Genomic DNA, 24,895 nt, shown 5'->3' on the forward strand with positions numbered 1-24,895 from the left:
TGCTGTTGTTAATTTGAAGCAGTTTGCGTAATGAGCTTTGATTTACGGTTACTGAACGCCGCGAATATAAGTTTCGTCATGAAGATGCCGATGAATATTCCTCCAATACCGAACAGAATATCGCCTGGCATACGTAACCAAACAAGCATTTCGACCAGTTCGCTATGAATCACGGCTGGAGAACGTGCGTACCAATATCCATGTTCGATGACCGCGAAGAACTGTACGATCCCGACAGGGAACAATGACATAAAGACCATTCCGGCAAGGCCAAAGTTAAGTGTCCAGAAAGACCATTTAAGCCATTTGTCGTCCCACGCTTTGGTATCGCCTGTTAGCCCGCGTACGCAAGTCAACATCAAACCAATACCCAACATTCCGTACACACCCATAAAGGCACCATGTGCGTGTGTTGCTGTGGTGTTCAAACCTTGTATAAAGTAAAGCGCAATAGGTGGGTTGATTAAGAACCCTAGTATGCCAGCACCGACCAAGTTCCAAAATGCAGTCGCAACAAAGAACATGATTGCCCACTTGTAACGAGCCATCCAAGGTGTCGATTTTCTAAATCGATAGGTTTCTACTGCTTCGAAACCAATAAGCGCGAGTGGAACCACTTCTAATGCAGAGAATACGGAGCCCCAAGCAATGACGGATGTCGGCGTTCCGGTAAAGTACAAGTGATGTAGCGTACCAATCAAGCCACCTGTTAAGAATACTACTGTCGCGAATAATACAGCGCTGTTAGCCGATTGTGCACGAATAAGGCCTAAGCGAACAAATACAAGCGCGATAACTGACGTAGCGAAAGTCTCAAAGAATCCTTCTACCCATAGATGTACAACCCACCAGCGCCAGTATTCAGCAATGGCTAAGTTTGTGTGCTTACCTTGGAACAGACCAGCACCGTAGAACAATCCAATTGCGACACATGAAGCATATAAAACCCAGATGACAGGTTTCATTTCGCCATCTTTGAATAATGCAGGACGAATCGCTGCGGTAACCAGTCCTAACCAAATCAATAAGCCAACAAGCAATAGGATCTGCCAGATACGTCCAAGATCGATGTACTCTTGACCTTGATGCCCTATCCAATAGCTTAAATCGAGATCAAAGTACTGTTGAACCGCCATCCATTCGCCGGCCATAGAGCCGAGAACCACAATGAGCAGTGCCACCCAAAGTACGTTGACACCGAGTCGTTGGTATTTTGGTTCGTAGCCTGAAAGTGCGGGTGCAATGTAAAGACCCGTACCTAACCACGCTGTTGCTATCCAGAATACGGCTAATTGGGTGTGCCATGTGCGAGTAACAGAGTAAGGTAGAATCTCTGATAGAGGGAATCCGTAGAAGTCTTGTCCTTCAACAGCATAGTGAGCGGTAATACTACCCAATAAAATCTGAAGCAAAAACAGGCCAACGGCGGTGACGAAATATTTAGCCAGCGCTTTTTGAGATTTGGTTGGTTCTACACCGAACAGCGGATCTGTTTCAGGCAATTTAGGCAGTGGATGCGCTTTTAAAGTGGCGTGATACCAAGCCAGAGCGCCAACACCCGCTATTAGGACAACAAAACTCAACACGGACCAAACGATGTTGTCTGATGTCGGTGTGTTACCAATAACAGGGTCAAAAGGCCAGTTATTCGTGTAGGTGTAACTCTCATCTGGTCGCTCTGTTACCGCAGCCCAAGCGCCCCAGAAAAAGAACGCAGAAAGTTTGTCACGATTTTCAGCAGAAGCGATCGTCGCTTCCTTCATTGCGTAGTCTTCACGAACGTGTTGAAAGTCGGGGTTATCTCCAAATACATTAGAGTAATAGGTTTGCAGTGTTTTAACTGCTTCGCCTCGAGTTTGTGAGATGGTAATGATGTCTGTCTCAGCGTTGTAGCTGTTAGGGCGTATATCATCGCGCAATCTACTTTCGAGCTCGGCTTTCTGGAAATTGTCTAATTGTGCAAAAGGTTTAGAAAACTGAGCTTTAGCGGTGAGATCTAACCACTCTTCAGATTCACGGTGTAGCCAATCTGCTGTCCAATCCGGTGCGATGTACGAACCGTGTCCCCAAATGGAACCAAGTTGATGTCCACCCATAGTACGCCAAACAAGTTGACCATCTTGGATATCGTTTTTGGTGAAAATCACTTCTCCGGTACTACTCATTACTGAAGTAGGGATAGGTGGTGCTTCACGATAAATCTGGCTGCCCAAACTCAATAATATAGTGAACGAGGTTAAGCACACTATAATAAGAGCGATGATGGACAATTTTTGTTTTGTCATCTTCTGTTCCTTTGTTGTTGTCTATTTCGCTTTCTCTATTACAACAATCGTGCCAGATTTTATCTAATTGATTTATAAGGTTTTGTACATTTTTTGTTAGTCTAAATGACAAAGATTAAAAGTGTCCAAATGACTGTAAACTGTCATTTGGACACTTTGCGTTGCTAATTTACTTCATGTTGAGACGTTTCATTAATCTATGTAGGTTTCCTGAATCTACTTTTAATAGACGCGCGGCGGCAGCCCAGTTGTTTCCTGCTTCTCTATAGGCTTGATTAATCAGGTTTACTTGGAACTCATCGGTTGCATTTTTCAAATCGATAACGGTCAATGGGATACTGATAGCGTTACCTGATGTGGGGGTATTCTTCATACTGTTGTCTGACACAAGGCCATCTTGTTCTTCAAGATTAAAGTGTTTTGGTAGCAATACGATCACGTCTGATCTCGATTCTGATCTCGCGAGCACTGCCGCGCGATTTATGGCGTGTTCTAGCTCACGCACATTACCTTGCCAGCTGTGATTCTGAAGCAACATACTTGATTGAGGATCTATCTTGATATTCGTCACCCCCAATTTGTGTTGGCAACGCTCTGCAAAGAAACCATAAAGAAGCGTGATATCTTTCCCGCGTTCGCGCAAAGGAGGGACAAAGATAGGAAACACACTCAAGCGATGATATAGGTCGGAACGGAAACGTCCCGCTTTTACTTCCTCATGCATAACGCGGTTGGTTGCCGCCACAATACGGGCATTTACCTTTATATTGCTGTCGTCGCCCACGCGCTGAATATCGCCATACTGGAGTGCTCTTAGTAGCTTAGCTTGCAAAGCCAAAGAGAGCTCGCCAATCTCATCAAGAAACAGTGTGCCATTGTCGGCCAGTTCAAATTTGCCTTTTCGATTACTAATCGCACCCGTAAATGCCCCTTTAACGTGACCAAAAAGCTCACTCTCTGCAACTGATTCTGGCAGTGCCGCGCAGTTCAAGTAAACGAGATTCTTTTTGACTCTGTCCGAATTCGCATGGATAGCCGCGGCAACCAGTTCTTTACCGACACCGGTTTCACCCATAATAAGTACCGACAAATCGGTATTTGCCACGGCGGAGATATGCGATTTTAGTTCCTGCATGACCTCTGAATTACCGATAATCTCGCTCGGTACGATGCTCTTGCTGTTTGCCGCGGACGACGAGGTTTCGATGCCGACCTGACTCTCTAATTGTTCCATTAAGAGTGCGGTATTTAGGCTTGTGGCCGCCAATGCGCTGATGACCCGTAAATCTTGGTTTCGAAATGAATCGAACTGCGCTGGGTCAAAGGCGTCAATGGTTATTGCACCAATTAATCTGTCATTGATAAGAAGCGGTAGTCCGATGCATGAGTGCACCCTTAGATCATGTTCATGCTCAGGTATCAATCCGTCATACGGATCTGGCAGGTCGCTGTCTGGAGGGAAACGCACCACGTCGCCTGCTCGCGCAATAGCCTCTAATCTTGGATGTTGTTGTATATCAAATCGTCGCCCAAGTACGTCGTCGTAAAGGCCATTAATTGCCAATGGAACAAACTGTTGATCTTGGAAATAGAGTAGGGCGGATGCGTCACATCTCAACACTTCTCTAATTGAGGAGAGTAAGCGATCAAATCGATCCTGATCTGAAATTCCAGAGGTTAGATCTAAGGCAATTTTCACCCATTCTTTATTAAGGTTGCTCACGGTTTGACTCGCTATATTGATTTGCTGTTGTTTTGACAATTATAGTGTCTTTAAGACATAAGTAAAGAGCTGTCATAATAACAGTTATAATCAATGAGAAATAAAAAAAGCTTATAAAACAATATAATAAATAGTTGGCACGACAACTGCAAATGAGAATGGTAATTAATTAGATAATATAAATAGTTTCTATTAGAATGAAGTGAACATAAACAACAGATCAATAAGTGAGGTAATAATGAATACGATTCCTCAACAAATGAATATTGGTACGGTTGTCGCTCGCAAAGATTGGACGGAAACCTTGTTTTCGCTTTGTATCAAATCTGAAGCGCTCAATTATACGGCGGGTCAGTTTGCCAAGCTAGGATTAATCGATGAGTCGGGTGAGTTGGTTAGAAGGGCTTATTCAATCGTCACGCATCCGAAGCAGTATAAGCGGGATAATACGTTAGAGTTTCTCATCATCACTGACGAAAAAGGACGGCTTTCTCCGCTGCTAAACCAGCTACAAGTAGGTGACAGCATTTACGTGGGAAATACGGCAGCAGGGTTTATGACGCTTGATGAGATCCCCACCCCCGTAACAGAGTTATGGTTAATGGCGACAGGAAGTGCTTCAGGCCCTTTTATCTCGATGCTTGGCGATAAGCAGATAGAGAATAGATTTCAGAGAATTGTTTTGGTTCACGCGGTTCGAAATAGAGAAGAGTTAACGTATACAGACGAGATTCGTTTGTTATTGGAAAAGAATCAGGAGATCCGTTATGTCCCAATTATTTCAAGAGAACATGTGTCCGGAGTTTTGTCAGGACGAATTCCAGATCTGCTACTTAGCGGAGAGCTGCAAGCCGCTGCTGAAACATCGTTCCACGTCGACAAGAGTTTCGTTTATTTATGCGGTAATCCCGAGATGGTTAAAGATACAAGCCAAACGCTAATTACGTTGGGCTTAACAAAACACCTAAGAAAGACACCCGGTAATTTTGGTTCCGAAAATTATTGGTAGTGACATAAATTAATTAACTAAATAGAAGGAAATTCTCATGAGCCATCAAAGAATCCCAGCGAACTGGACTATCCAACGTTCGACACCATTTTTTACTCGACAAAATGTGCCAGAGGCGCTGCTAACTCACCACAATACCGCAGAAGGTGTGTTTGGGCAGCTATGCGTAATGGAAGGTGTTGTTACCTATTATGGTTTTGCCGATTCTGAGGCGAATACCCCAGAGGTGCAGGTTGTGATTGAAGCCGGACAGTTTGCGACGAGTCCACCTGAATATTGGCATCGAATAGAACTGAGTGAAGATGCGCAGTTTAATATCAATTTTTGGTCGGACAAGGATAAGAGCGGTCAGAAAATGTTCAATAGCAAATAGCAAATCAAAAACAGAAAAATCGCTTTACTTAAAGTTTACTTTAACTATTACCATGTCTTTAGACAACGAGATACTGGACGTTAAGGCAAGGAAAAAGCGATGAAAAAAAGAGTGTTACCTTATTTATCTGGACGATTATTTGATGGCGTCTCTTCTGGGATGTTTATGATGGCGCTGCCTTGGATCATGTTAAATGAATCAGGAATGGGGACATTTGTTGCGATACTGGCATTGGTGTGCACGGGTGCATCGTTTGTATCAACGCTTTTTATGGCAACATTGATTGACCGATTTTCGCGCAAAAAACTATTGGTTTTGATGCAAGTGGTTCAGGCGAGCACGGCATTATGTGTCTTATTAGCCTATTGGTATGGTGTCGAGTCCATCTGGCTGCTTGCATTTGCCCAGCTTGTCTTTTGGTTAAGTGGTGATATGGCGTGGAGTACGAATAATGCATTCGTCCACGAGAATTTTAATCCAAACGAATACGCGAAAATATCCAGCTATGATGAAGTCGTTATGCAAACGAGCGTGTTAGGTGCTGGTGCTCTGGGAATCGTTGTATTAGAGATGTGGTCAATGGTTGAGTTTGCGTTTCTGGCCACGCTGGCCTCATCGTTCGCCGCAATAAGCTATCTGGTCACGCCTTATCGACGTCAGTTATCGACGAAAATTAAAGAACCCTATCTTTCTCAATTAGTAGAGAGTAAAAGCATTTTCAGTAAAGACCCCGCTTTTTATGCATTTATCGCATTATCGTGTCTCTCATATCCTGTGCTCACCTTTTTGGTCAAACTGGTGCCCATTTATTTCTCTGAGCAAGGTGTTGAGGGCAGTTGGTTTGCTACATGGAAAATGAGCTATGGAGTAGGAGCGTTAATCTGTGGTCTGGTCGTAGCTAAGCTTCTCACGCGCTTTAGTCCCGATAAATCAATGCTGTTTTCCATATTCATTATGTCGATACTATTGCTGGGAATAGGCGTGTTTTTGTCACCTATCGTCATGGTTACATTGACCGTTATTATTGGTTTCTTTAATGCGTTTAACCGTATATCTAGAATCAATAAGCTGCATCATATGGTGGCGGTTTCTGAGCGAGGAAGAGTTGACGGAGGGTTGAAGCTGTTTTCAACGCTGTCTCAAAGTTTGAGCTATTTACTTATTGCCTGGTTAACAGCAAACCAATTGACGTCATATGGTTTTATGATTATTGCTGGGGTCATGATGAGTGCGGCAATGATGATGTGGCTGCTTATACAAAAAAGAGAAAATGGAGTGATGGTGTTATCTTAATCATCACTCCTATCAAGTATGCTGCTAGCTTAGAAACGCTTTTAAGACGTCGGTTAAACAGTCAACAGCTTTGTCCAAATCGTCTATTGTAGAGTTGGTAAAGTTTAACCGTAGTGCCGGCTCTGCCTCGTCGGAACTTGGATAAAATACTGGGCTAGGGACAACAGCCACTCCTTTTGATAGCAACACTTTAGCAAGTTCAAATGTGTCACATTCCGGTAAGGTTAACCACACAAACATGCCTCCATCAACCGGTTTAATTTCACAGTTTTTTGGCAACTTTCTTTGTAATTCAGAGAAAAGCTTTTGATATCTCTGTTTGTAAACTGAGCGAATATTGTCGATGTGCAAATCAAAATCAGCATGTTCAAGTAAGCCGAGCAAAAGGGCTTGCATTGGAACACTAGAATGCAAATCTGCTCCTTGTTTTACCTTTATCATAGGTTCTAGGTAGCTTACTTTACCAGTGACTGCCCCGAGCCTTAGACCCGGTGAGGCGATTTTAGAGAATGATCGCAACACAATTGAGTGATCTGGACAAAAGTTTGATACCAGCTCGATAGGTTCACCGTTGAATCTCAACTCACGATAGGGTGCATCTTCAATTAAGGCTACATTATACTGAACACACAATTCAGCGACTCTTTGACGTGTTTCTAAAGACCAACATACGCCTGTAGGGTTATGAAAATCTGGCACTGCATAAAACATCTTCGGTGCCTGCTTTGCAAAGCACTGTTCGAGCTGCTCTAAATCAGGACCAAATTCGGTTTGTGAAATCGTCACCATGTTGGCTTGTACTAGGCCGAACACCTGCATGGCACCCAGATAGCTAGGTGCTTCCATCACAACAGTATCACCTGGGTTTACATAGGCTCTTGCAATAAGATCTAAGCCTTGCTGTGAGCCAGTACACATCATGACTGTATGGTTTTCAGGAAGCTGGAATCGCTCAGTAAGGTGGGTCAATAATGGACCATAACCTGCAGTGCTTCCGTATTGAAAAATCTCGGGCATGTCGGAAAGTGATTCTAGTGTTGGTCTCATAAGCTCAATGGGAAAGGTCTTTTCATCCGGCAATCCCCCTGCTAAAGAAATGACATTTTTGTCGCTCGCGGCACTTAATATTTCTCGGATGTAAGACGATTGAATCTGTTGTAGTGATTGAGCGATTTCCATTTGTATACCCGTTCGAATTTTTCAATATTTATAGATAGAGCATACAGGGAGTTGTTTTATTTATCGTGTCCATTTATGCTTATCAATATGTCCATTTATGCTATTTTTAGATTATGAATACCCAACACCTCTCTCGAATTAATGATGTACTGTTCTATATTCATCAAGATATTGCCAGAGATTTGCCCGTAAATACGTTGGCAGATATTGCTGCCTACTCAGAACAACATTTTCATCGATTGTTCAAACAAGTCGTTGGCGAACCGATTCATCAGTATATTCGGCGAACGCGTATGGAATATGCGGCAAACTTGCTTATGTTTGAATCTCAGTCCTCGGTGTTGCACATCGGCAATAAGTGCGGGTTCAATTCTGTTTCATCATTTAGCCGAGCATTTAAGGCTACCTTCCATATGTCTCCTGGAGAATGGCGAAAGCATGATTACCATAATGCAGATAAGCCTTATCTAGCCGATCCAGAGATTGCAGCAGGTTATGCACGAGTGTCTAGAACAGGTATTCCAACTCCCGATATCGTTGAGGTTGCCGAAAGGCATGCGGCTTATGTTCGACATCAAGGTTATAACCGATCGATCCATCGAGCTTGGTTGATCTTAAAGGCGTGGGCTGAATCAGAAGGAAGGGACTTTTCAGTTCAATACGGCTTACATCATTCCAATCCAGCTTTGGTAGCGCTAGAAAAGTGTCGTTATGTCGCTTGTATTGAAATTGATAAGCGACTCAATTATCGCGGTATTGTTAATCAACTTACCATTCCGGGAGGGTTGCATGCTGTGTTTAGGCTACACGGTGTTTATGGTGAGTTATTGCCGCAGATAAGCCACGTACTAGAACAATGGCTGCCAGACTCGGGCTTTAAGCTAGGATCGACACCAGCTTACGTGAATTATATTAAGAATCATTTTTTGGCGGAGGATGAAAAGTTCGAATTGGATTTTTTCTTGCCAATTAGTTTCTATTAAGATAATCCTGCAATCAAAACAACAATTAATTATCGTTTATCAATAATTAATTGTTGTTTAATACTCCTGTTTATCGTAATCTTTGAGTGGTCAATTACACAGGATTATTATTATGTATGAAATTCAGAAACAAAGTCGCCGTGTCCGTATGCTTTTTCAGTCACTGTTCCTGCTTATTCCCATGATGGTGCTTTACTACTGGTTAACCGTCCAAACAGATTATGATTTTCTGACCTCATTAGGCATTATTGAACTCAGTTTGGACATCGACAGCTATACACAGGCATCCTTAACATTATCAACACGGGTACTGGCTATTATTGCGAGTTTATTACTTTGTTGCATCGTCAACTATGCGTTGAAGGTGTTGGTGCATCTATTTCGTAACTATGAATCGGGTCAAATTTTTTCTCTTGAGAATGCTAATTGTTATCAAAAACTCGGCTACTGTTTGTTTTATTGGGTGGCAGGTAGCGTGGTTTATGGTGCTGTGATGTCGGTGATTCTTTCGTTTAATAACCCACCTGGTGAACGTATATTGATGGTAGGTTTTGCAGGAATGGACGCGTTTACAATAGTATTTGGGTTTATTGTCCTGATAATTTCATGGGTGATGAAAGAAGGGTATGTTCTTGCTGTTGAAAGCCAGCACACGATCTAGGAGGTATTATGTCTATACGAATAAATTTAGATGTAATGATGGCAAAGCGAAAAATGCGCCTAAAAACGTTGGCCCAAGCGGTTGGTATCACAGAAGCTAATTTGTCGGTATTGAAAAATGGTAAAGCTAAAGCCGTTCGATTCACGACGTTAGATAAACTTTGTGAGGTACTTGAATGTCAACCGGGTGATATTTTGGAATTTGAAATCAATCACGATGATCAATCTTAATCCAACAACACGTCGAACGTTCGCATTGCTTACCGTTGAGCAATATTGAAAGCGTAATTAATTCAACAGATCTTAATGCGATTAGTATAAAAAAGGCATGAAAGATGGTTAATCTCTCATGCCTGTCGTTTGATTACTCCAATTTAAAAATCAATTCTCTGCTCGGTTTCGCCATCAAAGTAGACCGCTTTTGAAAGGTCAAAGTTAAGTGATGCTATTTCCCCAATATTTCCCTCGAACTCTGGAGAAAGGCGACACGCGACTTCCTGACCATTTACTTTAACCATTGCAATCGTGTCTGGGCCAGTTGGTTCCAACACCTCTATCTGTAAGCCTAGGCGTGTAGACGCGGTGGTATCTTCACTGTCAGTATCCGTGATGTGTTCTGGGCGCAGTCCAATGACGACTTTGTGTCCATCCTGATCTCGCATGGATTGTGGTAGGTTAATATGATGCTCACTGTTCGCACTGCCAACCACCTTAATGATTGGGTTTCGATCGTCATCTAGATCAACCGTAGTTTCAATGAAATTCATCGAAGGTGAGCCCATAAAACCTGCTACAAACATATTGTTCGGTTTGTTGTAGATTTCTTTAGGCGTACCAAGTTGTTGCAGTTCTCCATCTTTCATCACGGCAATTCTGTCTGCTAGCGTCATTGCTTCTATCTGATCATGGGTAACATAGACAATGGTGGTTTTAAGCTGTTGGTGCAGGCGCTTTATTTGGTGGCGCATTTCTATCCTTAATTTTGCATCAAGGTTAGAAAGTGGTTCATCGAACAAGTAAAGTTTTGGTCGACGGGCCAAAGCGCGTCCCATTGCCACGCGCTGTCTTTGCCCACCAGAGAGTTGCGACGGTTTACGATCCAATAACTGGTCCATTTGCAGCATTTCGGCGACGCGTTTTACTTCTGCGTCGATCTCATTTTGTGGCATTTTCCGGATCTTTAAACCAAATGCAATATTACCTTCTACCGTCATATTTGGGTAAAGAGCATAGGATTGGAATACCATGGCGATATCTCTATCCTTTGGTTCAACGTTAGATACGTCAACACCGTCGATAAGGATTTGGCCAGAATTAATATCCTCTAAACCAGCAATGGTGTTCATTAACGTGGATTTACCACAACCTGATGGGCCAACTAATATAAGAAACTCGCCGTCATCGATACTGATATCAATACCTTTCAGGGTTTCTACTTCCGCGTTTCGGTATGTCTTACGGATCTGTTTTAAATCTAGTGTTGCCATTTTTATTATCCTTTTACTGATCCGGCGGTTAAACCACGAACAAAATATTTACCAGCTAATACATACACCACTAAGGTTGGTAAGGCGGCAATAATGGCACCAGCCATATCAACGTTGTATTCCTTAATACCGGTACTGGTGTTAACTAAATTGTTAAGCGCGACCGTGATGGGCTGCGTGTCTGAACCTGAATACACCACGCCGAACAAGAAATCATTCCAGATAGAGGTGAACTGCCAGATGACCGTAACCATGATGATCGGTGTCGATAACGGCAGCATAATTTTAAAGAAGATAGTGAAGAAACCTGCACCGTCTAGCTTGGCGGCTTTAACTAGTTCATCTGGAATACCGACATAAAAGTTTCTGAAGAACAGTGTGGTAAACGCCAATCCGTAGATAACATGAACAAGTACAAGACCGATCGTCGTATTTGCTAAACCTAGTTTGCCAAGTGTTGTCGCCATGGGTAATAGAACAACCTGAAAAGGGATAAAGCAACCAAACAACATGGCGCTAAAGAAGAAGTTTGACCCTCTGAATTGCCATTTACTGATGATATAGCCGTTAAATGCACCTAACAAAGTGGACAGTGCAACAGCAGGAATGACCATCTGGAAGGAGTTCCAGAAATAGCCTTGAACGCCTTCACATTTCACACCAGTACAAGCGCTACTCCAAGCCTTCGACCACGCGTCGAATACCCACTCGGTAGGCAGTGAAAGTAAATTACCTGCTTTGATATCGGGTAGCGTTTTAAGTGATGTTGTGACCATTACGAACAATGGCATCAAATAGATAACACAGAAGAAGATGAGAACGGTGTAGATAAAAATTCTGCCAAAATTAAATTTAGTACTCATGATTTCTTCTCCCTAAGTTCTGAATAGAGATAAGGAACCAAAATAGCTAGAATTCCTGCCAACATCATCATAGCACTGGCGGCACCTAACCCGATTTGACCCCGAGTGAATGAATGTGCATACATAAAGAGTGCTGGGAGATCAGACGAATACCCCGGCCCACCTGCCGTTAGTGCAGTGACGAGGTCGAAGCTCTTAATCGCAATATGCGATGTGATAATAACGGCGCTGAAGACCACAGGTCTTAGGCACGGCATAATTATCTTGAAATAGATGGTCGGTAAGCTAGCTCCATCTATCTGGGCCGCTTTGATAATGGAATTGTCTATACCTCTAAGCCCTGCAAGGAACATGGCCATAACAAAACCAGACGATTGCCAAACGGCGGCTATGACTAAGGTGTATACCACCATGTCAGAATCGACTATCCAGTCAAAAGTAAAGTCGGTATATCCCCAGTCACGCACCATTTTTTCAATGCCTAATCCTGGGTTAAGAATCCATTTCCAAGCCGTACCCGTTACGATAAAAGATAACGCCATTGGGTAAAGATAAATGGTACGAATAGCGCCTTCTTGTCGAATGTTTTGATCTAGGAAAATGGCTAAGGCGATGCCAAGGGCAATGGCGATGACAATAAACATCACACCAAAAATACCGAGGTTAAGAATTGAGGTCGTCCAGCGATCATTGTCCATCAGCTTCTCATACTGAGACAAACCGACAAATTTGTAGCTCGGTAAAAATCGAGAGTTGGTCACTGATAGAATGGCGGTCCAAAAGATGTACCCGTAAATGCAGACCACAACAACTAACATGCTTGGCGCAAGTACGATTTTAGGAAGCCAAACTTGTAGCTTACTGCTAAAGCTTCGCTTAGGTACAGGTGGTGTGTTAGGCGAATTCAAAACACGCTCCATAACTAATCCTTAATGGTTCAAATTGCATAACATTTTGCATAATATGAGTATGATATTTGAATGGGAAGATCGTGATCTGGGAGGTGACCACGATCTGAGTTCTCTTTGTAGAGAGCATTTAAGAAAGGCAGGTTTTTAGGCCTGCCAACTTAAATTACATAGCTGCTTTCACTGCTTTCGCAAGTTTTCCAGCCGCTTCTTTTGGATCCGCGTCTTGATCGTTAAAGAAGTTAGTGACTACGTCGTAAATGGCACCTTGAGCGTAGCTAGTGGTAGACATACCATGAGCCATACTTGGTAGAAGGTCGCCGCTTTTTGCCGTTGCTTTGAAGTCTTTCATAGAATCAACAGCGCAAGAGTCAAACTTAGACATGTCGGCATCTAAACGTACTGGAATAGACCCTTTGTTAAGGTTAAATACTTCTTGGAACTCTGGCGTTAAGATAGTTGCTGCCAATGCTTTTTGTGCTTTTTGTTGCTCAGGATCAGACAGTTGGAAGAATGCAAAGCTATCTACATTATGAGTGAAATGACCAGCGGTACCTGGAGCAGGAACACAGACGTAATCTTTACCTGGCATTTTGCCTGCGGCGGTAAATTCACCTTTCGCCCAGTCACCCATGATCTGCATTGCGGCTTCACCGTTGATAACCATCGATGTCGCTACGTTCCAATCACGTCCTGGAGAGTTTTTATCAATGTAGTTGTGCATTTTTTTGAATAGACGGAATGTTTCGACCATCTTATCGCCACTCAACGTATCCATATCTAAGTCAACAAAGGCTTTTCTATAATCTTCGCTGCCCAATACGCTAAGTGCAACCGCTTCAAATATTGTCGCGTCCTGCCAAGCTTGACCACCGTGCGCCAAAGGAATGTATCCTGCTTCTTTAAGCTTATCACCCACCATGAAAAATTCGTCCATGGTCGCGGGCACTTCAACGCCTGCTTTTTCGAATACTGCTTTGTTTGCCCACAACCAGTTAACACGGTGAACGTTGACAGGAACCGCTACATATTCACCATCAAATTTCATGATGTCAGCAACCATAGGTGGAACTAAAGAATCCCATTTGTTTGCCGTAGCAACATCATCTAGGCTAGCTAAGAAACCTAAGCCACCCCATTCTTGTATATCGTGTCCTTTAATTTGCGCGGCCGCTGGTGGGTTACCAGATACTGCGCGAGTTTTAAGAACGGTCATGGCACTTGTACCAGAACCACCAGCAACAGCGAAGTCTTTCCAAGTATGACCTTGTTCTTCAAGCATGTCTTTTAGTGCTGATACAGATTTCGCTTCGCCACCAGATGTCCACCAGTGAAGCACTTCAACTTCGCCAGCTGTTGCAAATTGAGTAGCAGAGAGTAGGGATAGAGTAAGTAGGGTTTTTTTAATGTTCATCGTTCTCATCCATGGTTTGAATTATGATTATTATGTAGTGATTGGACAAATAAATATCCTATCAACATTTAGATTAATAAGAAAAAACAGATTGGATTGAAACAAAGAGTAACGTGAATGTAACAACCCCGTTACACTAGTGAGAGAGGTTCCGTGGTATAAGGATTTCCACGGAGAAGCCACCGTCGGATAAGTTTCTCAGAATGAGATCTCCGCCGTGTGCATGTAGAATATTGCGGCATATCCCAAGGCCTAGCCCGTGCCCGTCGCGATCTTTTGCTATTCGAAAATAGGGTTCAAACACCGCTTCCAACTTATCTTCTGGAATACCATTCCCTTCATCTTGAATGGTTAGCGATAACCTATTTCTGTTGTCTTTAGGGATGATAACCACACGGTGACCGTACTTAACTCCATTTTCAATCAGGTTGCTTAATAGACGCTTAATCGCAAGCGGTTTACCTACAATTGGCCGAATAGACATTGATGGAATGTAGACTCGATTAGATTGCTGATTGTAAGACTCTGCGATAGAAAGCAGGATTTCTTTTATATCGATGACCGCATTGTTTTCATGAATGTCAGTATCTTTAACCGTTTGAAGTGCACCTTTAACCATCATCTCAAGTTCGTCGAGATCGTTATTGAACTTATCACGTTCTTCATCTTCTTCTAAAAGCGCAGTTCTTAGCCTAAGCCTCGTAATGGGTGTTTTTAGATCGTGGGAGATGGCAGAAAAAAGTGTTTCCCTGTCATTTACATATCGACGAATACGTTGTTGCATTCGATTGAATGCGCGGGTAGCGGTGACCAATTCATTCGCGCCTTCTTCAACCAGTTCCGGTTGATCGATATCCATGCTCATTTCATTCGCTGCTTTAGCCAGGTTATTTAGCGGCCGAACTTGCCGACGAATAAGCGGGTATACCAGTAGCATCAACGTGGTAGTAGATAGCAGCAAAAAAAGCAGCTGTTGAGAGCCAATGATTGTGTCGTCTAAACTGACATAAGGCGCAGGCAGAAGTGCTGCGATATATATCCACTCGTCACTTTCTAATTGAATTTGCACCACGAGGATAGGCGGTTTGATCGGATCCAACGTTAGGGTGTAATGGGCCCAAGATTTGGGTAAGTCATCTAAGAAGATATCGTTTTTTAAGATTCGTAGATGATCGGGTTTAGAAAACTCTACGATGATTTTTTTAACATGATTTAATTTTTTGTCGAGTACGTCTTGAACGGAAGTAACGGCGATTTTTTCTAAAAAATTGTCCGGGATAGTATCTACTTTAAGTTGCTCTTTATTAAATGAGACGAAGAAGCGGGTTCCCCCCATGTCTCTTATTTGATCTAGAATGATGTGTCGATATTCTACCGGAAGAGATTGAAAAAAATTGATGGTAGAAGCAAACATAGTTGCCATACTTGCCGAGGTAGAGCCGATGCCGTCTATTTCTCTTTGTTTCGATTGTGAATACCAAATGGAAGTCGCGATCCCTTGAGCAAAAATGACGGCAATAAGCGTAAGCCAGAGTGTTCGCGCAACCAGTGAACGCGGAAAAAAAATTTTCTTCATTAAATTAATGCTCGTAACTTACAGGGGCTGTAAAAATATAGCCGTTACCACGCATGGTTTTGATGTATTGATGTTGTTTGCCATTGTCGCCAAGTCGAGAACGCAGACGGCTGAGTTGCACGTCAATGCCTCGCTCGAAAGGTAACGCTTCACGGCCACGTGTGGCACAAGAAATCGTATCGCGATCTAGTACCTCGTTAGGACGAGAAAGGAACAGCATTAACAGCGCAAAATCACTACCGGACAACTCAAACTGTTCATTGGTTTCTTGGTTGATTAAACCGTGGGCTAATGTGTCTAAATGCCAGACTCCAAAATTAATTGCTTTTGGTAATTTGTCTATATGACCTTCTTCTTCGAAATGGGTTCGACGTAATACCGCCTTTATACGGGCGATAAGTTGGCGAGGGTTAAAAGGCTTGGCAATATAATCATCGGCCCCAATTTCCAAGCCGATAATTTGGTCGGTTTCATCTGACACAGCAGTCAGCATGATAATAGGAACGTTAGAGGTCTTTCTTACTTGTTGGCACAGTTCAAATCCATCGTCTCCAGGTAGCATCACGTCGAGAAGAATAAGTGTCGGATAGCCATGCGCTTGTAAATGCGCATACATCGCCTCACCATCTTCCGCTACGGAAACATGATATCCAGATTTAGTAAGATATTTGTCTAGCAAATCTCGTATCTCGTGATCATCGTCAACGACCAAGATATGCGCCTGTTCCTTCATTTACGTTCCTTCATTTACGGTTAGTTTTACAGAACATGATTCTAACGAGCATTTAAAATAAGGTGATGATTTCCCGCCGAAAGTATGAGCTGAGTGACGTGTTTTTTAACAGAATTTGATCTGCTTCATGTTGAGAATAGTTCTAATCTAAGCTAAATAATAGTCTATCATTATAAGCATCGTTTAATTGGAGCGGAGATAAGATGAAAACAGAGCAAAACAGCCAAGCTATAATCGATTTTTGGTTCAAAGAATGCACACCAGATATGTGGTTTAAGAAAGATCTTGAATTTGATCAAGTTATCCAGAATCGCTTTATGGCATTACATCAACAGGCAAGCCAATGTGAATTGTTTCAGTGGAGGAAGACAGCGGAAGGACGATTGGCCGAAATTATTGTATTAGATCAGTTTTCCAGAAATATCTTCAGAGATACGGCTCTCGCCTTTGCGACCGACACTCTTGCATTAGCCTTAGCTCAAGAGGCTATTATTGGTGGCTACGACCAACAACTTGAGATAGCCGAGAGAACGTTTCTCTATATGCCTTATATGCACAGTGAATCTCAGTGTATTCACCAAGAAGCGTTAAGGCTTTTTAAAGCGCTGGGGCAACCGGGCAATTTAGATTTTGAGATGAAACATAAGGTGATTATTGATAGATTTGGCCGCTACCCACATCGAAATGATATTTTGGGACGAGTATCAACAGAAGAAGAGCGTGCGTTTTTGAAAGAGCCGAATTCTGGTTTCTAATTGTGTAACAAAAGGCTTCGCGGAAAAGGTTGATGACCCGACTTAACTCCAATTCCAACGATAACGAGGACCTTATATGTCCTCGTTTATCCGTCATCGCTCTCGGTCTTTGTATCAAGGATAATTATTTCTTTTTTTTCTGGCGCTTAATTATAATTTTTTCGACGAGTGTTTTCTGTTTCTTAGAGACGGCCTGTTTATGCACTACTTTTTGTAGTATTTCAGACAGGAATGCTCTCTCCCACAAAGTAAATGATTCAAAATTAAGCAAAATGGCATCATTAAGCTTTGTGAAAAATTTATGGTCATCCATTTTAAACCTTTGATTAAGTTTAGCTCAGTGGCTCTAGAAAATACTTATCTACAAATGGTGATGTCATTGCGGATAAAAGAGCGCTGTAATTTAATTGAAATTGAATTTTCTGTCCTACAACCAAGGAACCCTTTGAGGTCTCAATAAGTAGGTGATCACTTGTTGATGACACAATGCTTATTCCCGTCGGAGGTGTTAGCCCAGAGACACAAACGTCTTGTCGTCCTAACGCGAGAATAGCTTGTGATACAAAGCCTCTATCATGGACCTTTTGCTTTTCTCCAAACGCATTCGCGGCCTGTTTTCCCCAAGGTAAAGAAGGCTTAACTTTAGATTCGATAACTTCCGCAGTAAGTATGACAACGTCACCAAATAAACCTGCTATTTTTTCTTGATATAAGGGCTCACAACCTAAAAAAATAGCTTCGCCCAGTCGAAGATGATTCACCCGTGTGGATCTTGCATTTATTAATGCCCAGTTAAGGGAGGCGGAGTTCCCCCCTGAAATTATGTCTAATTTAATATTGAATGTTCTTTCAATTTCGTCGGCAAGATTAGACAACACCATCATATTATCATCATCGGGAGCGACACCATATCGGCAGGCAAGATTGGACCCGATGCCTTTTAAAACAATATTGGGTAAATTAACCACTTGCTCTACAAAACTAATTAGGTCTTCTAGCATAACGCCTTCTCGAAGATCACCTAGCTCCACCATCACAATAATGCGGTGTGTAATCCCAAGCTGGCAGGCTATTTCGGAAAGCTGTTGTACCACCGATATTTCAGTGTTAAGACTGATATCACAATACTGAATAACATCAGAAATCTGACTTAACATTGGCGAACGAATAAGCATTGTAGGCAGTATCATACCTGATTGCTTCATTTTTATTATATTCTCGACTCTAGAGTCTGCAAGTAGGTTCGCACCGGATTCTATTAATGCCTGAGCAATAATGGGGTGACCTAGACAAACTTTTGTCACTGGTGTCACGGCTATATTTTTTAAACCGAGTTGATAAATAAGCACTTTAGCATTATGAGATATTTTTGCGCAGTCGATTTCTAACCGGGGGTAACTCAACGTTCAATCGTCATTTTGCTTTCTAAATAAGGAAAAGCAGACAACACCATCTCTACAAGTTGACTTGGAGGTTGAGTTAATGCATCTGTTGTTGGAATACCTAGTTGAGTGGCGTGGTTATCGATTGATGAGCGTATTTTGTCTGCTGACATTTCTTCGTGATTGAGTGTTAATCCTATTACTGTTGTGTCAGAAAAAGTTTCAATAAGATGTATCTCTGAAGCCACAGATGGCATTGCCATTTCTGGGAAATCTATGCGGTTGATACGTTTAGGTGAGTGTTGCAGTATCACTCCAGTCGGACAGCTACCACGGAGTATAAATGAACTGGTTGAGAACGCGGGATGGCTTAACGCGCCTTGGCCTTCAATAATAATCAGATCAGGTTTTTCTTGTTCGTACGCTTCAACTATGACTGATTCTAATTCTCCAGCACAAAACTGAGAAGGTACAGCATCCAAAGCAACACAATAGGCCGCGCCTTGAATTATGCCCGTTTGGCCGGTTGCTATCATGACAACATTAAGGCCCTTTTCTCGTAATATGTTGGTTAATATTGTTGCAGTTGTACGCTTGCCGATAGCACAATCTGTTCCCATAAGCGCGATACGTGGGCATTTTACATTGTGAATTTTTCCGCTAAATGTCTTTAAGTCTTCTTTGTTTTTAGGCTTACGAATATCTATTATATTAACGTTGTGCCGTCTGCTGGCTTCTGAAAATATTGAGTCGTCAGTTAGAAACTCATGTAGCCCATTAACAATATTCATTTTTCGTGACATCGCATTAAGGATGATTGCTTTTTCCAGTTCAGATAAGATTCCGCTGGAAGGTGCTATACCAAAAATGAAGTAATCAGGTTTGTTCTTTGAATGTGCCATTGCATGTTCAATGCTTGAAACAATAGGAATATTGTTTTTTTCTTCACCAAGCACTTCACCTGAATTCATACCGGCGGTTTCGCTATCTATTACAGAAAGAATTTGGTATTTCTGTGAGTGTCTTACAAGCCCATTCGCCGTTTTGCCATCAATTTTACCGAACTGGCCTTCGCAATAAATTATCGCGGTTGGTATTGAGGTTGAAGGTGAGATAACCGGAGAGGTGTTCGTTTTTTCTGGTGCTAAGTTTGACATTATATGGCCTAATAAATTAGGGCTTAGAAGGGCGACTATAAAGTGCCGAGATAAGACATCGGAAAAGTACAAGAGGTCCCTACTAAGCGGTAGGGAGAGCTGTACCCTAACACAGGTAAACTTATATTGTTGCGACTTGAAATGAAAGAGATTAAGGCGTCGAAGTTAAGGTAAATTAAAGTGTCTGTCCTTATCATTGTCTCGGTATTGCGTCGGTTTAAATAACCTAAACCTGCTATTATCGTCAATGCCATCAAACGGAAATTCTAAAAAGGAAGGTGCACATGACGATAACTGGGGAGTGTTTTTGTGGAGATATAAAGTATCAGGTAGATGGTATTTTATATGATGCTCGGTCATGTCATTGTTCACGGTGTAGAAAGGCGTTTAGTGCTCAGGCCTCTGCTTATGCGTTAGTGAATCAGAGCGAATTTAAGTGGCTTAGTGGCGAAGAATTGTTATCTTCTTACATTGGACAACACGGGTTTGGTCTGCAGTTTTGTAGCAAATGCGGTTCAACTTTAACGGGTGTTTTTAAAGATGAAGTGCATGGCGTTACTTTAGGTTGTGTCAACGGTGATCCTAAGGTTCAGTTGAGTCGTCATATATTTGTCGGGTCAAAAGCCTCATGGGAAGTCATTGCTGATGGTGTACCTCAATATGATGAACGCCCACCAGACAATGTGCTTTAGCAGAGCAAGTTAGATTTGATTCACGACGATTTAAAGGTATTTAGTTCATTCGCACTCGTTGCGGTTAGATCACCAGCAGGATTGATGATATGCGGTAAAATTTTAGGTAAATTTAGTTCGATATCCCTATTTTCTACTGCGCCTATCACGTCATTATACCAACCTAATAGTCCAAGAACGGCATAACCAATGGCATCATCGCTTTCGCGGTGTTCAAGAATGATCTGCAAAAAACGTAAGACAGCTTTATCGTTTGATTTGGCTTGCTTTACCGTTGTTCGGAAGATATCTGTTGCTTCAGCAATTAAACCTTCAAATTCGGTCTCTATTGAGACCTTAAAAGAACCGCTATCAACGGAAATTTTCATATTAACTCAACCTATATTTCTAATTGTGTGAATACTAGCGAAAAAGACAAGACTTGTCCTCAACTGACCTACAAATTCGCTTCTTATGTGACCTTTAATTAGTTGGCTTGACGACCTCACACTAAGAGTTTAGGTATTTGAAAGCTATTCGCTATTATTTAGGTATACGGGATACAACTTTGCTTCTTTTATCTTAGTTCGAACTCGTCATTGAGTTGTGATTAATTAGAGAGGGATAGCTTAAGAAGGGTAACTTGGAATCAAAAAAAAGACCCCTTGTGAAAGGGGCCTATATTTAATGGTAATTTAACCGTTTGTTACAGGTGTAAATGCAGTCAAATTAGGCACTTCACCAGTGTACTTCTCTATTTTAACTAGCGCCGAGTTACCAGCACAACCGTTACCCAAACGTGAAGACGGTATATCACTCGTCAGTACGTTGACTCCACCGTTTTTACATAACCCGGTTTTAGGATCCAAATCAGGCCAAGCACCTTCGTGGATACAGACTGAACCTTGTTTGATTCCATCTGTAACTAATGCACCCACAAGTACCTGACCACGGTCATTGTAAGCACGAACTAGATCTCCATTGTTAATACCACGGGCTTTTGCATCCTCGGTATTAATGGTTATAGGTTCACGGTTCGCTATTGCGTATTCTTCACGAAGTTTGGCATAGTTAAATTGACTGTGTAGACGATGAGCAGCATGAGCTGCCATTAGTTGAAGTTCATCTTTCTTAGCACTTCCACGCCACTCTGTTGGCTCTAGCCAAGTAGGGTGGGCAGGACAATCTTCTAAGCCATATTTTTCGATGGTTTTTGAGTAGATCTCTATCTTACCTGAAGGTGTTCCAAGCGGGTTCATTACAGGGTCTTTACGGAACTCTGCATGACGAACAAATTGCGCTGCTTTTTTGTTAAACTTCATTTCTATCAGTTCATTGGTATCCCAGAACTTACCGAAATTAGGCATACGGATACGCGCTGCGCGGCCACCTTTTTGCGCCGTTTCGTAGAAACCTTTCAGCCAGTCCATCTCCGTTTTCCCTTCGGTATAAACGTCACGGCCACCAGATTTGATTAACTCAGCCATATCCGCAAATACGTCGAAGTCGTTACGTGCTTCACCCTGTGGTTTAACCGCTTGCTTCATTGGGATAAGGTGTTGATTACTATAGTCACCCGTCATCGTCATATCGTTACGTTCAAATGACGTCGTGATAGGAAGAACAACATCCGCATGCTTCGCCGCCGCCGTCCAATATATCTCAGAGATAACGACGAGTTCAGGTTTTTGCCATGCTTTGATTAAGCGATTTGTATCTTGGTGATGGGTAAAGTTACCGCCGCCTGCCCACCAGATCATTTTGACTTCAGGGAAAGTGAGTTCTTGGCCATTATGTTGGTATTTTTTACCTGGGTTTTCAAGCGCTTCTACAATACGCGCCACAGGGAATGCATTGACTGCACCAGAAACCGCCCAATCGTTACCGGCAGAAGAACCACCGCCGATAGACGATGATATCGCTGGAAGTACGCCGGCATCACGTGTTGGGTTTCCGCCGTTTGAGTAATGGTACGAAAGACCAAAACCACCACCCGGTTGACCAATCTGCCCTAGCATTGCGGCGAGAGTAGCGAGCATCCAGTGACGTTGCTCACCAAACTGTTGACGTTGTACGCCCCAGCCACTCATTAACATTGTTCTGTTTTTACTAAAGATATCAGCCAGAACTTCCATTTGTTTCGCTGGAACGCCTGTAATTTCTTCTGCCCAAGCAGGTGTTTTCTCAATGCCGTCTTCTTTGCCCAACAAGTACGCTTCGAACTTATCATAGCCTGAAGTGTATTTGTCTAAGAAAGCTTTATCGTGTTTCTTGTTGCTAATGAGTGAGTGCGCGACACCCATCATCATAGCAACATCTGTCATAGGGTTTGGCGCTATCCATTGTGCATTATCGCCAAAGAACTCAATGGTTTCAGAACGCATTGGGTCAATACAAATGATAGTCTTGCCTGACTTCTTCAACTGATGGAAGAACTCTAATCCTGATTCATCTGTAGACGACCATGCAATCTTCAATGTGTTCATTGGGTTTAAACCCCAAAGAACAACGACGTCACTGTGCTCAAGAATAACGGGATGCGTTGTCTGTTGTTCATAGACTTCAATCGATCCCATCACGTGAGGCATAATAACCTGTGAGGCACCGGTAGAGTAGTCACCCAGATGCCCAGAATAACCCCCAGCCATGCCCATATAACGCTGAAGCAGTGTCTGAGCCTTATGTAGAACGCCACTAGAGCGCCAGCCATAAGAACCCGCGAACACGGACTCTGCACCATTTTCTTCACGAATACGCATGTGTTGTTCGTGGATCAATTTATAGGCTTCATCCCAAGAAACGCGGACGTAGTCATCATCACCACGCGTCCCTTTTGGAGCGGTTGGGTTTTCCAGATAGCTTTTACGAACCATTGGATATTTAATACGTGCGTTGGTGTGTACTTGATCCGGGCCGGTCGTTTGTAGGCTATTCGGAACGGTTCTCGCAAGAGCGCCTTTTGTTGAAACAAGTTTGCCATCTTTAACTTCTGCGATCATTGCACCCATTCGACCTGCAGTGAGCACACCATCGCCTTTTTGTTTTGCCATTGCTTGCATTGGTACGATGCTGGTAAATACTAGAGTACCAGCCGCCATGCTCGTTCCCTTTAGGAAACCTCGACGTGAAATGTTGTTCATAGACATTGTTCCTCTTCTCTCGTTCGCAATTGTTTGTAATTATTCGTTAATGACCAACCACATCTTTAGCGTGGCTTTGGAAAAACTTGGTTAAAATTTCTAAGTTTAAGTCGGTAATATCGGTTCGTTCACCCATGCTTTTGGCGACAGGGCCCCATGCGTTAACGGTAAAGTGATGGCCCGGTATGATTGAGTGGCAGGCTGCACAATAAACATTGTCCAACTCTTCTGCGTAGCTCCATAGAGGATCAATCGAATCAAGAACCGCAGCGTCCGTCGTTGCCTGAAGTTCAGCAGTACGCCAGGCGTTGCCGTATTCGTCTTCTGCAAACTCCCCAACTTTGAGTGCGGCTTGGCCTTTGTCAGTTAGCTTCGCAATAATGGCGCGTTTGCCTTCTCCCACATAAAGAACTTGCTCTGCACCTTTCATCTGATAACCAGAAATTTGAACCGTTCTGGCGTTAGCGTCATTAGAAAGTACAGTGAGTTCTACCGTCGGATTGACCGTACCAAAGTCACCAATAGAAATGGTATCGATTGGATAGACTTTTTGAGCATCAGGTTTCGTTGCATTGGTGAGTTCAATTAGGTTGTCATACGCTTCACTGCTCATTTCAAGCTCTGGTGGAAAATGAGCGACACCTTTATGGCAATCGATACAGGTTTGGTTGTTTTCGATACCATATTCATGCATTTTCTGCGCATTTTCAGACTGCTCATAGGTGTCCATAGCATCATAACTGTGACATGAACGACAGGTAGCGGAATCATTTGCTCGCATCTGAGCCCATACGGTTTCAGCCATCGCTAAGCGATGGTTTTCGTATTTTTCTTCCGTATCAATTTTTCCCGTTACGAATTCGTGGTAGATGTCTTTGGATGCTCTAATTTTAGTAATAACGTAATCGATAGGGTCGGAAGGAATATGACAATCAGAACATTCTGCTCTTATTCCTTTTGCGTTACTGAAGTGTTTAGAACCTTGGTATTCTTGATAGGGGGCGTCCATCGTGTGACACGAAACACAGAATTCTGTGCTTGATGTAAGATGCATTACAACAGCAGTACCACCAAGGCTAAACCAGCCAATAATGATGCCAATAATTGCAATTAACGCAATAGACCATTTTTTGAATTTCATAGTAAGAGAATGTATTGGTTAAAAATTGAGTGTATACCTATTTAGGATTAGCGAAATAAGAATAAATCACAAAATAAGCTATTTATTAGAATTTAAATCATTAAATTTGAAGTAGACGATATATGGTGTTGTATAGTCAGTGAATTCAATAGGTTAAAAAATC

General features: G+C 42.5%; 22 protein-coding genes. 8 read left to right on the plus strand and 14 right to left on the minus strand.

Features of this window, described 5'->3' with window-relative positions; translation table 11 throughout:
- Positions 1-8: 8 nt before the first annotated feature.
- Together AACW90_RS02940 and norR are read right to left on the minus strand one after the other, a co-directional pair.
- Complete coding sequence (locus AACW90_RS02940; protein WP_390230518.1) at positions 9-2,285, minus strand: nitric-oxide reductase large subunit; 2,277 nt, start codon at positions 2,283-2,285, stop codon at positions 9-11.
- 169 nt (positions 2,286-2,454) lie between these two features.
- Positions 2,455-4,008, minus strand: a complete 1,554-nt coding sequence (gene norR / locus AACW90_RS02945) for a nitric oxide reductase transcriptional regulator NorR (RefSeq protein ID WP_390230849.1) — start codon at positions 4,006-4,008, stop codon at positions 2,455-2,457.
- A gap of 238 nt (positions 4,009-4,246) precedes the next feature.
- Here norR and AACW90_RS02950 point away from each other — a divergent pair, with 238 nt between their 5' ends.
- The 3 genes from AACW90_RS02950 to AACW90_RS02960 all read left to right on the plus strand — a co-directional run bounded on the left by AACW90_RS02950 (position 4,247) and on the right by AACW90_RS02960 (position 6,683).
- Positions 4,247-5,017 carry a ferredoxin--NADP reductase gene (locus AACW90_RS02950; protein ID WP_390230521.1) on the plus strand — a complete coding sequence of 257 codons (771 nt, stop codon included), beginning with the start codon at positions 4,247-4,249 and terminating at the stop codon, positions 5,015-5,017.
- Between the two features lie 37 nt (positions 5,018-5,054).
- The gene (locus AACW90_RS02955) at positions 5,055-5,390 is read left to right on the plus strand and encodes a TehB family protein (RefSeq protein WP_195706176.1); all 336 of its coding nucleotides are present in this window, start codon (positions 5,055-5,057) and stop codon (positions 5,388-5,390) included.
- A 99-nt stretch (positions 5,391-5,489) separates the two neighbouring features.
- Positions 5,490-6,683: an MFS transporter gene (locus tag AACW90_RS02960; RefSeq protein WP_390230525.1), complete on the plus strand. Its 1,194-nt coding sequence runs from the start codon at positions 5,490-5,492 to the stop codon at positions 6,681-6,683.
- 24 nt (positions 6,684-6,707) lie between these two features.
- Here AACW90_RS02960 and AACW90_RS02965 read toward each other — a convergent pair whose 3' ends face one another.
- On the minus strand, positions 6,708-7,862 hold the full coding sequence (locus AACW90_RS02965) for an aminotransferase-like domain-containing protein (RefSeq protein ID WP_390230528.1): 1,155 nt from the start codon (positions 7,860-7,862) through the stop codon (positions 6,708-6,710).
- Positions 7,863-7,975: 113 nt separating this feature from the next.
- Here AACW90_RS02965 and AACW90_RS02970 point away from each other — a divergent pair, with 113 nt between their 5' ends.
- From AACW90_RS02970 to AACW90_RS02980, 3 genes are all read left to right on the plus strand, one after another.
- Positions 7,976-8,845 carry an AraC family transcriptional regulator gene (locus tag AACW90_RS02970; RefSeq protein WP_390230531.1) on the plus strand — a complete coding sequence of 290 codons (870 nt, stop codon included), beginning with the start codon at positions 7,976-7,978 and terminating at the stop codon, positions 8,843-8,845.
- Between the two features lie 112 nt (positions 8,846-8,957).
- Positions 8,958-9,506, plus strand: coding sequence for a DUF2975 domain-containing protein (locus AACW90_RS02975; RefSeq protein WP_390230534.1), 549 nt, complete (start codon positions 8,958-8,960; stop codon positions 9,504-9,506).
- 8 nt (positions 9,507-9,514) lie between these two features.
- On the plus strand, positions 9,515-9,736 hold the full coding sequence (locus AACW90_RS02980) for a helix-turn-helix domain-containing protein (protein ID WP_390230537.1): 222 nt from the start codon (positions 9,515-9,517) through the stop codon (positions 9,734-9,736).
- Between the two features lie 143 nt (positions 9,737-9,879).
- Here the strand turns inward: AACW90_RS02980 and AACW90_RS02985 are convergent, their stop codons facing one another.
- The 6 genes from AACW90_RS02985 to AACW90_RS03010 form a co-directional block, all read right to left on the minus strand.
- Positions 9,880-10,992, minus strand: coding sequence for an ABC transporter ATP-binding protein (locus AACW90_RS02985; protein WP_390230540.1), 1,113 nt, complete (start codon positions 10,990-10,992; stop codon positions 9,880-9,882).
- Positions 10,993-10,997: 5 nt separating this feature from the next.
- Positions 10,998-11,855, minus strand: coding sequence for a carbohydrate ABC transporter permease (locus AACW90_RS02990; protein WP_348000279.1), 858 nt, complete (start codon positions 11,853-11,855; stop codon positions 10,998-11,000).
- Positions 11,852-12,673, minus strand: coding sequence for a carbohydrate ABC transporter permease (locus AACW90_RS02995; RefSeq protein ID WP_390230852.1), 822 nt, complete (start codon positions 12,671-12,673; stop codon positions 11,852-11,854). The genes AACW90_RS02990 and AACW90_RS02995 overlap by 4 nt, the downstream gene beginning before the upstream one ends.
- A 256-nt stretch (positions 12,674-12,929) precedes the next feature.
- A complete protein-coding gene (locus tag AACW90_RS03000) occupies positions 12,930-14,177 on the minus strand; it encodes an ABC transporter substrate-binding protein (RefSeq protein WP_390230543.1) in 1,248 nt (415 codons plus the stop codon).
- Positions 14,178-14,313: 136 nt separating this feature from the next.
- Positions 14,314-15,753 (minus strand): ATP-binding protein, encoded by a 1,440-nt coding sequence (locus AACW90_RS03005; protein ID WP_390230546.1) that lies wholly within the window; start codon positions 15,751-15,753, stop codon positions 14,314-14,316.
- Between the two features lie 4 nt (positions 15,754-15,757).
- Positions 15,758-16,486: a response regulator gene (locus AACW90_RS03010; protein WP_275137767.1), complete on the minus strand. Its 729-nt coding sequence runs from the start codon at positions 16,484-16,486 to the stop codon at positions 15,758-15,760.
- 203 nt (positions 16,487-16,689) lie between these two features.
- On the opposite strand from AACW90_RS03010, the gene AACW90_RS03015 reads away from it, so the two are divergent.
- Positions 16,690-17,241, plus strand: a complete 552-nt coding sequence (locus AACW90_RS03015) for a DUF924 family protein (RefSeq protein ID WP_390230550.1) — start codon at positions 16,690-16,692, stop codon at positions 17,239-17,241.
- Between the two features lie 332 nt (positions 17,242-17,573).
- Here the strand turns inward: AACW90_RS03015 and AACW90_RS03020 are convergent, their stop codons facing one another.
- Positions 17,574-18,644, minus strand: coding sequence for an alanine/ornithine racemase family PLP-dependent enzyme (locus AACW90_RS03020; protein ID WP_390230553.1), 1,071 nt, complete (start codon positions 18,642-18,644; stop codon positions 17,574-17,576).
- Positions 18,641-19,780, minus strand: coding sequence for an N-acetyltransferase DgcN family protein (locus tag AACW90_RS03025; RefSeq protein ID WP_390230556.1), 1,140 nt, complete (start codon positions 19,778-19,780; stop codon positions 18,641-18,643). Before AACW90_RS03025 ends, AACW90_RS03020 begins: the two co-directional genes overlap by 4 nt.
- A 284-nt stretch (positions 19,781-20,064) precedes the next feature.
- Between AACW90_RS03025 and AACW90_RS03030 the strand changes: the two genes are divergently transcribed.
- On the plus strand, positions 20,065-20,472 hold the full coding sequence (locus AACW90_RS03030) for a GFA family protein (protein ID WP_390230559.1): 408 nt from the start codon (positions 20,065-20,067) through the stop codon (positions 20,470-20,472).
- Positions 20,473-20,492: 20 nt separating this feature from the next.
- On the opposite strand, the gene AACW90_RS03035 is transcribed toward AACW90_RS03030, so the two are convergent.
- From AACW90_RS03035 to AACW90_RS03045, 3 genes are all read right to left on the minus strand, one after another.
- Positions 20,493-20,840, minus strand: a complete 348-nt coding sequence (locus AACW90_RS03035) for a hypothetical protein (protein ID WP_390230562.1) — start codon at positions 20,838-20,840, stop codon at positions 20,493-20,495.
- Positions 20,841-21,146: 306 nt separating this feature from the next.
- Positions 21,147-23,591, minus strand: a complete 2,445-nt coding sequence (locus tag AACW90_RS03040; protein WP_390230565.1) for a molybdopterin guanine dinucleotide-containing S/N-oxide reductase — start codon at positions 23,589-23,591, stop codon at positions 21,147-21,149.
- Positions 23,592-23,637: 46 nt separating this feature from the next.
- Positions 23,638-24,732, minus strand: coding sequence for a NapC/NirT family cytochrome c (locus AACW90_RS03045; RefSeq protein ID WP_390230568.1), 1,095 nt, complete (start codon positions 24,730-24,732; stop codon positions 23,638-23,640).
- Positions 24,733-24,895: the final 163 nt, after the last annotated feature.

It is taken from the genome of Vibrio frigidus, assembly GCF_042465995.1.
Taxonomy (GTDB): Bacteria; Pseudomonadota; Gammaproteobacteria; order Enterobacterales; family Vibrionaceae; genus Vibrio.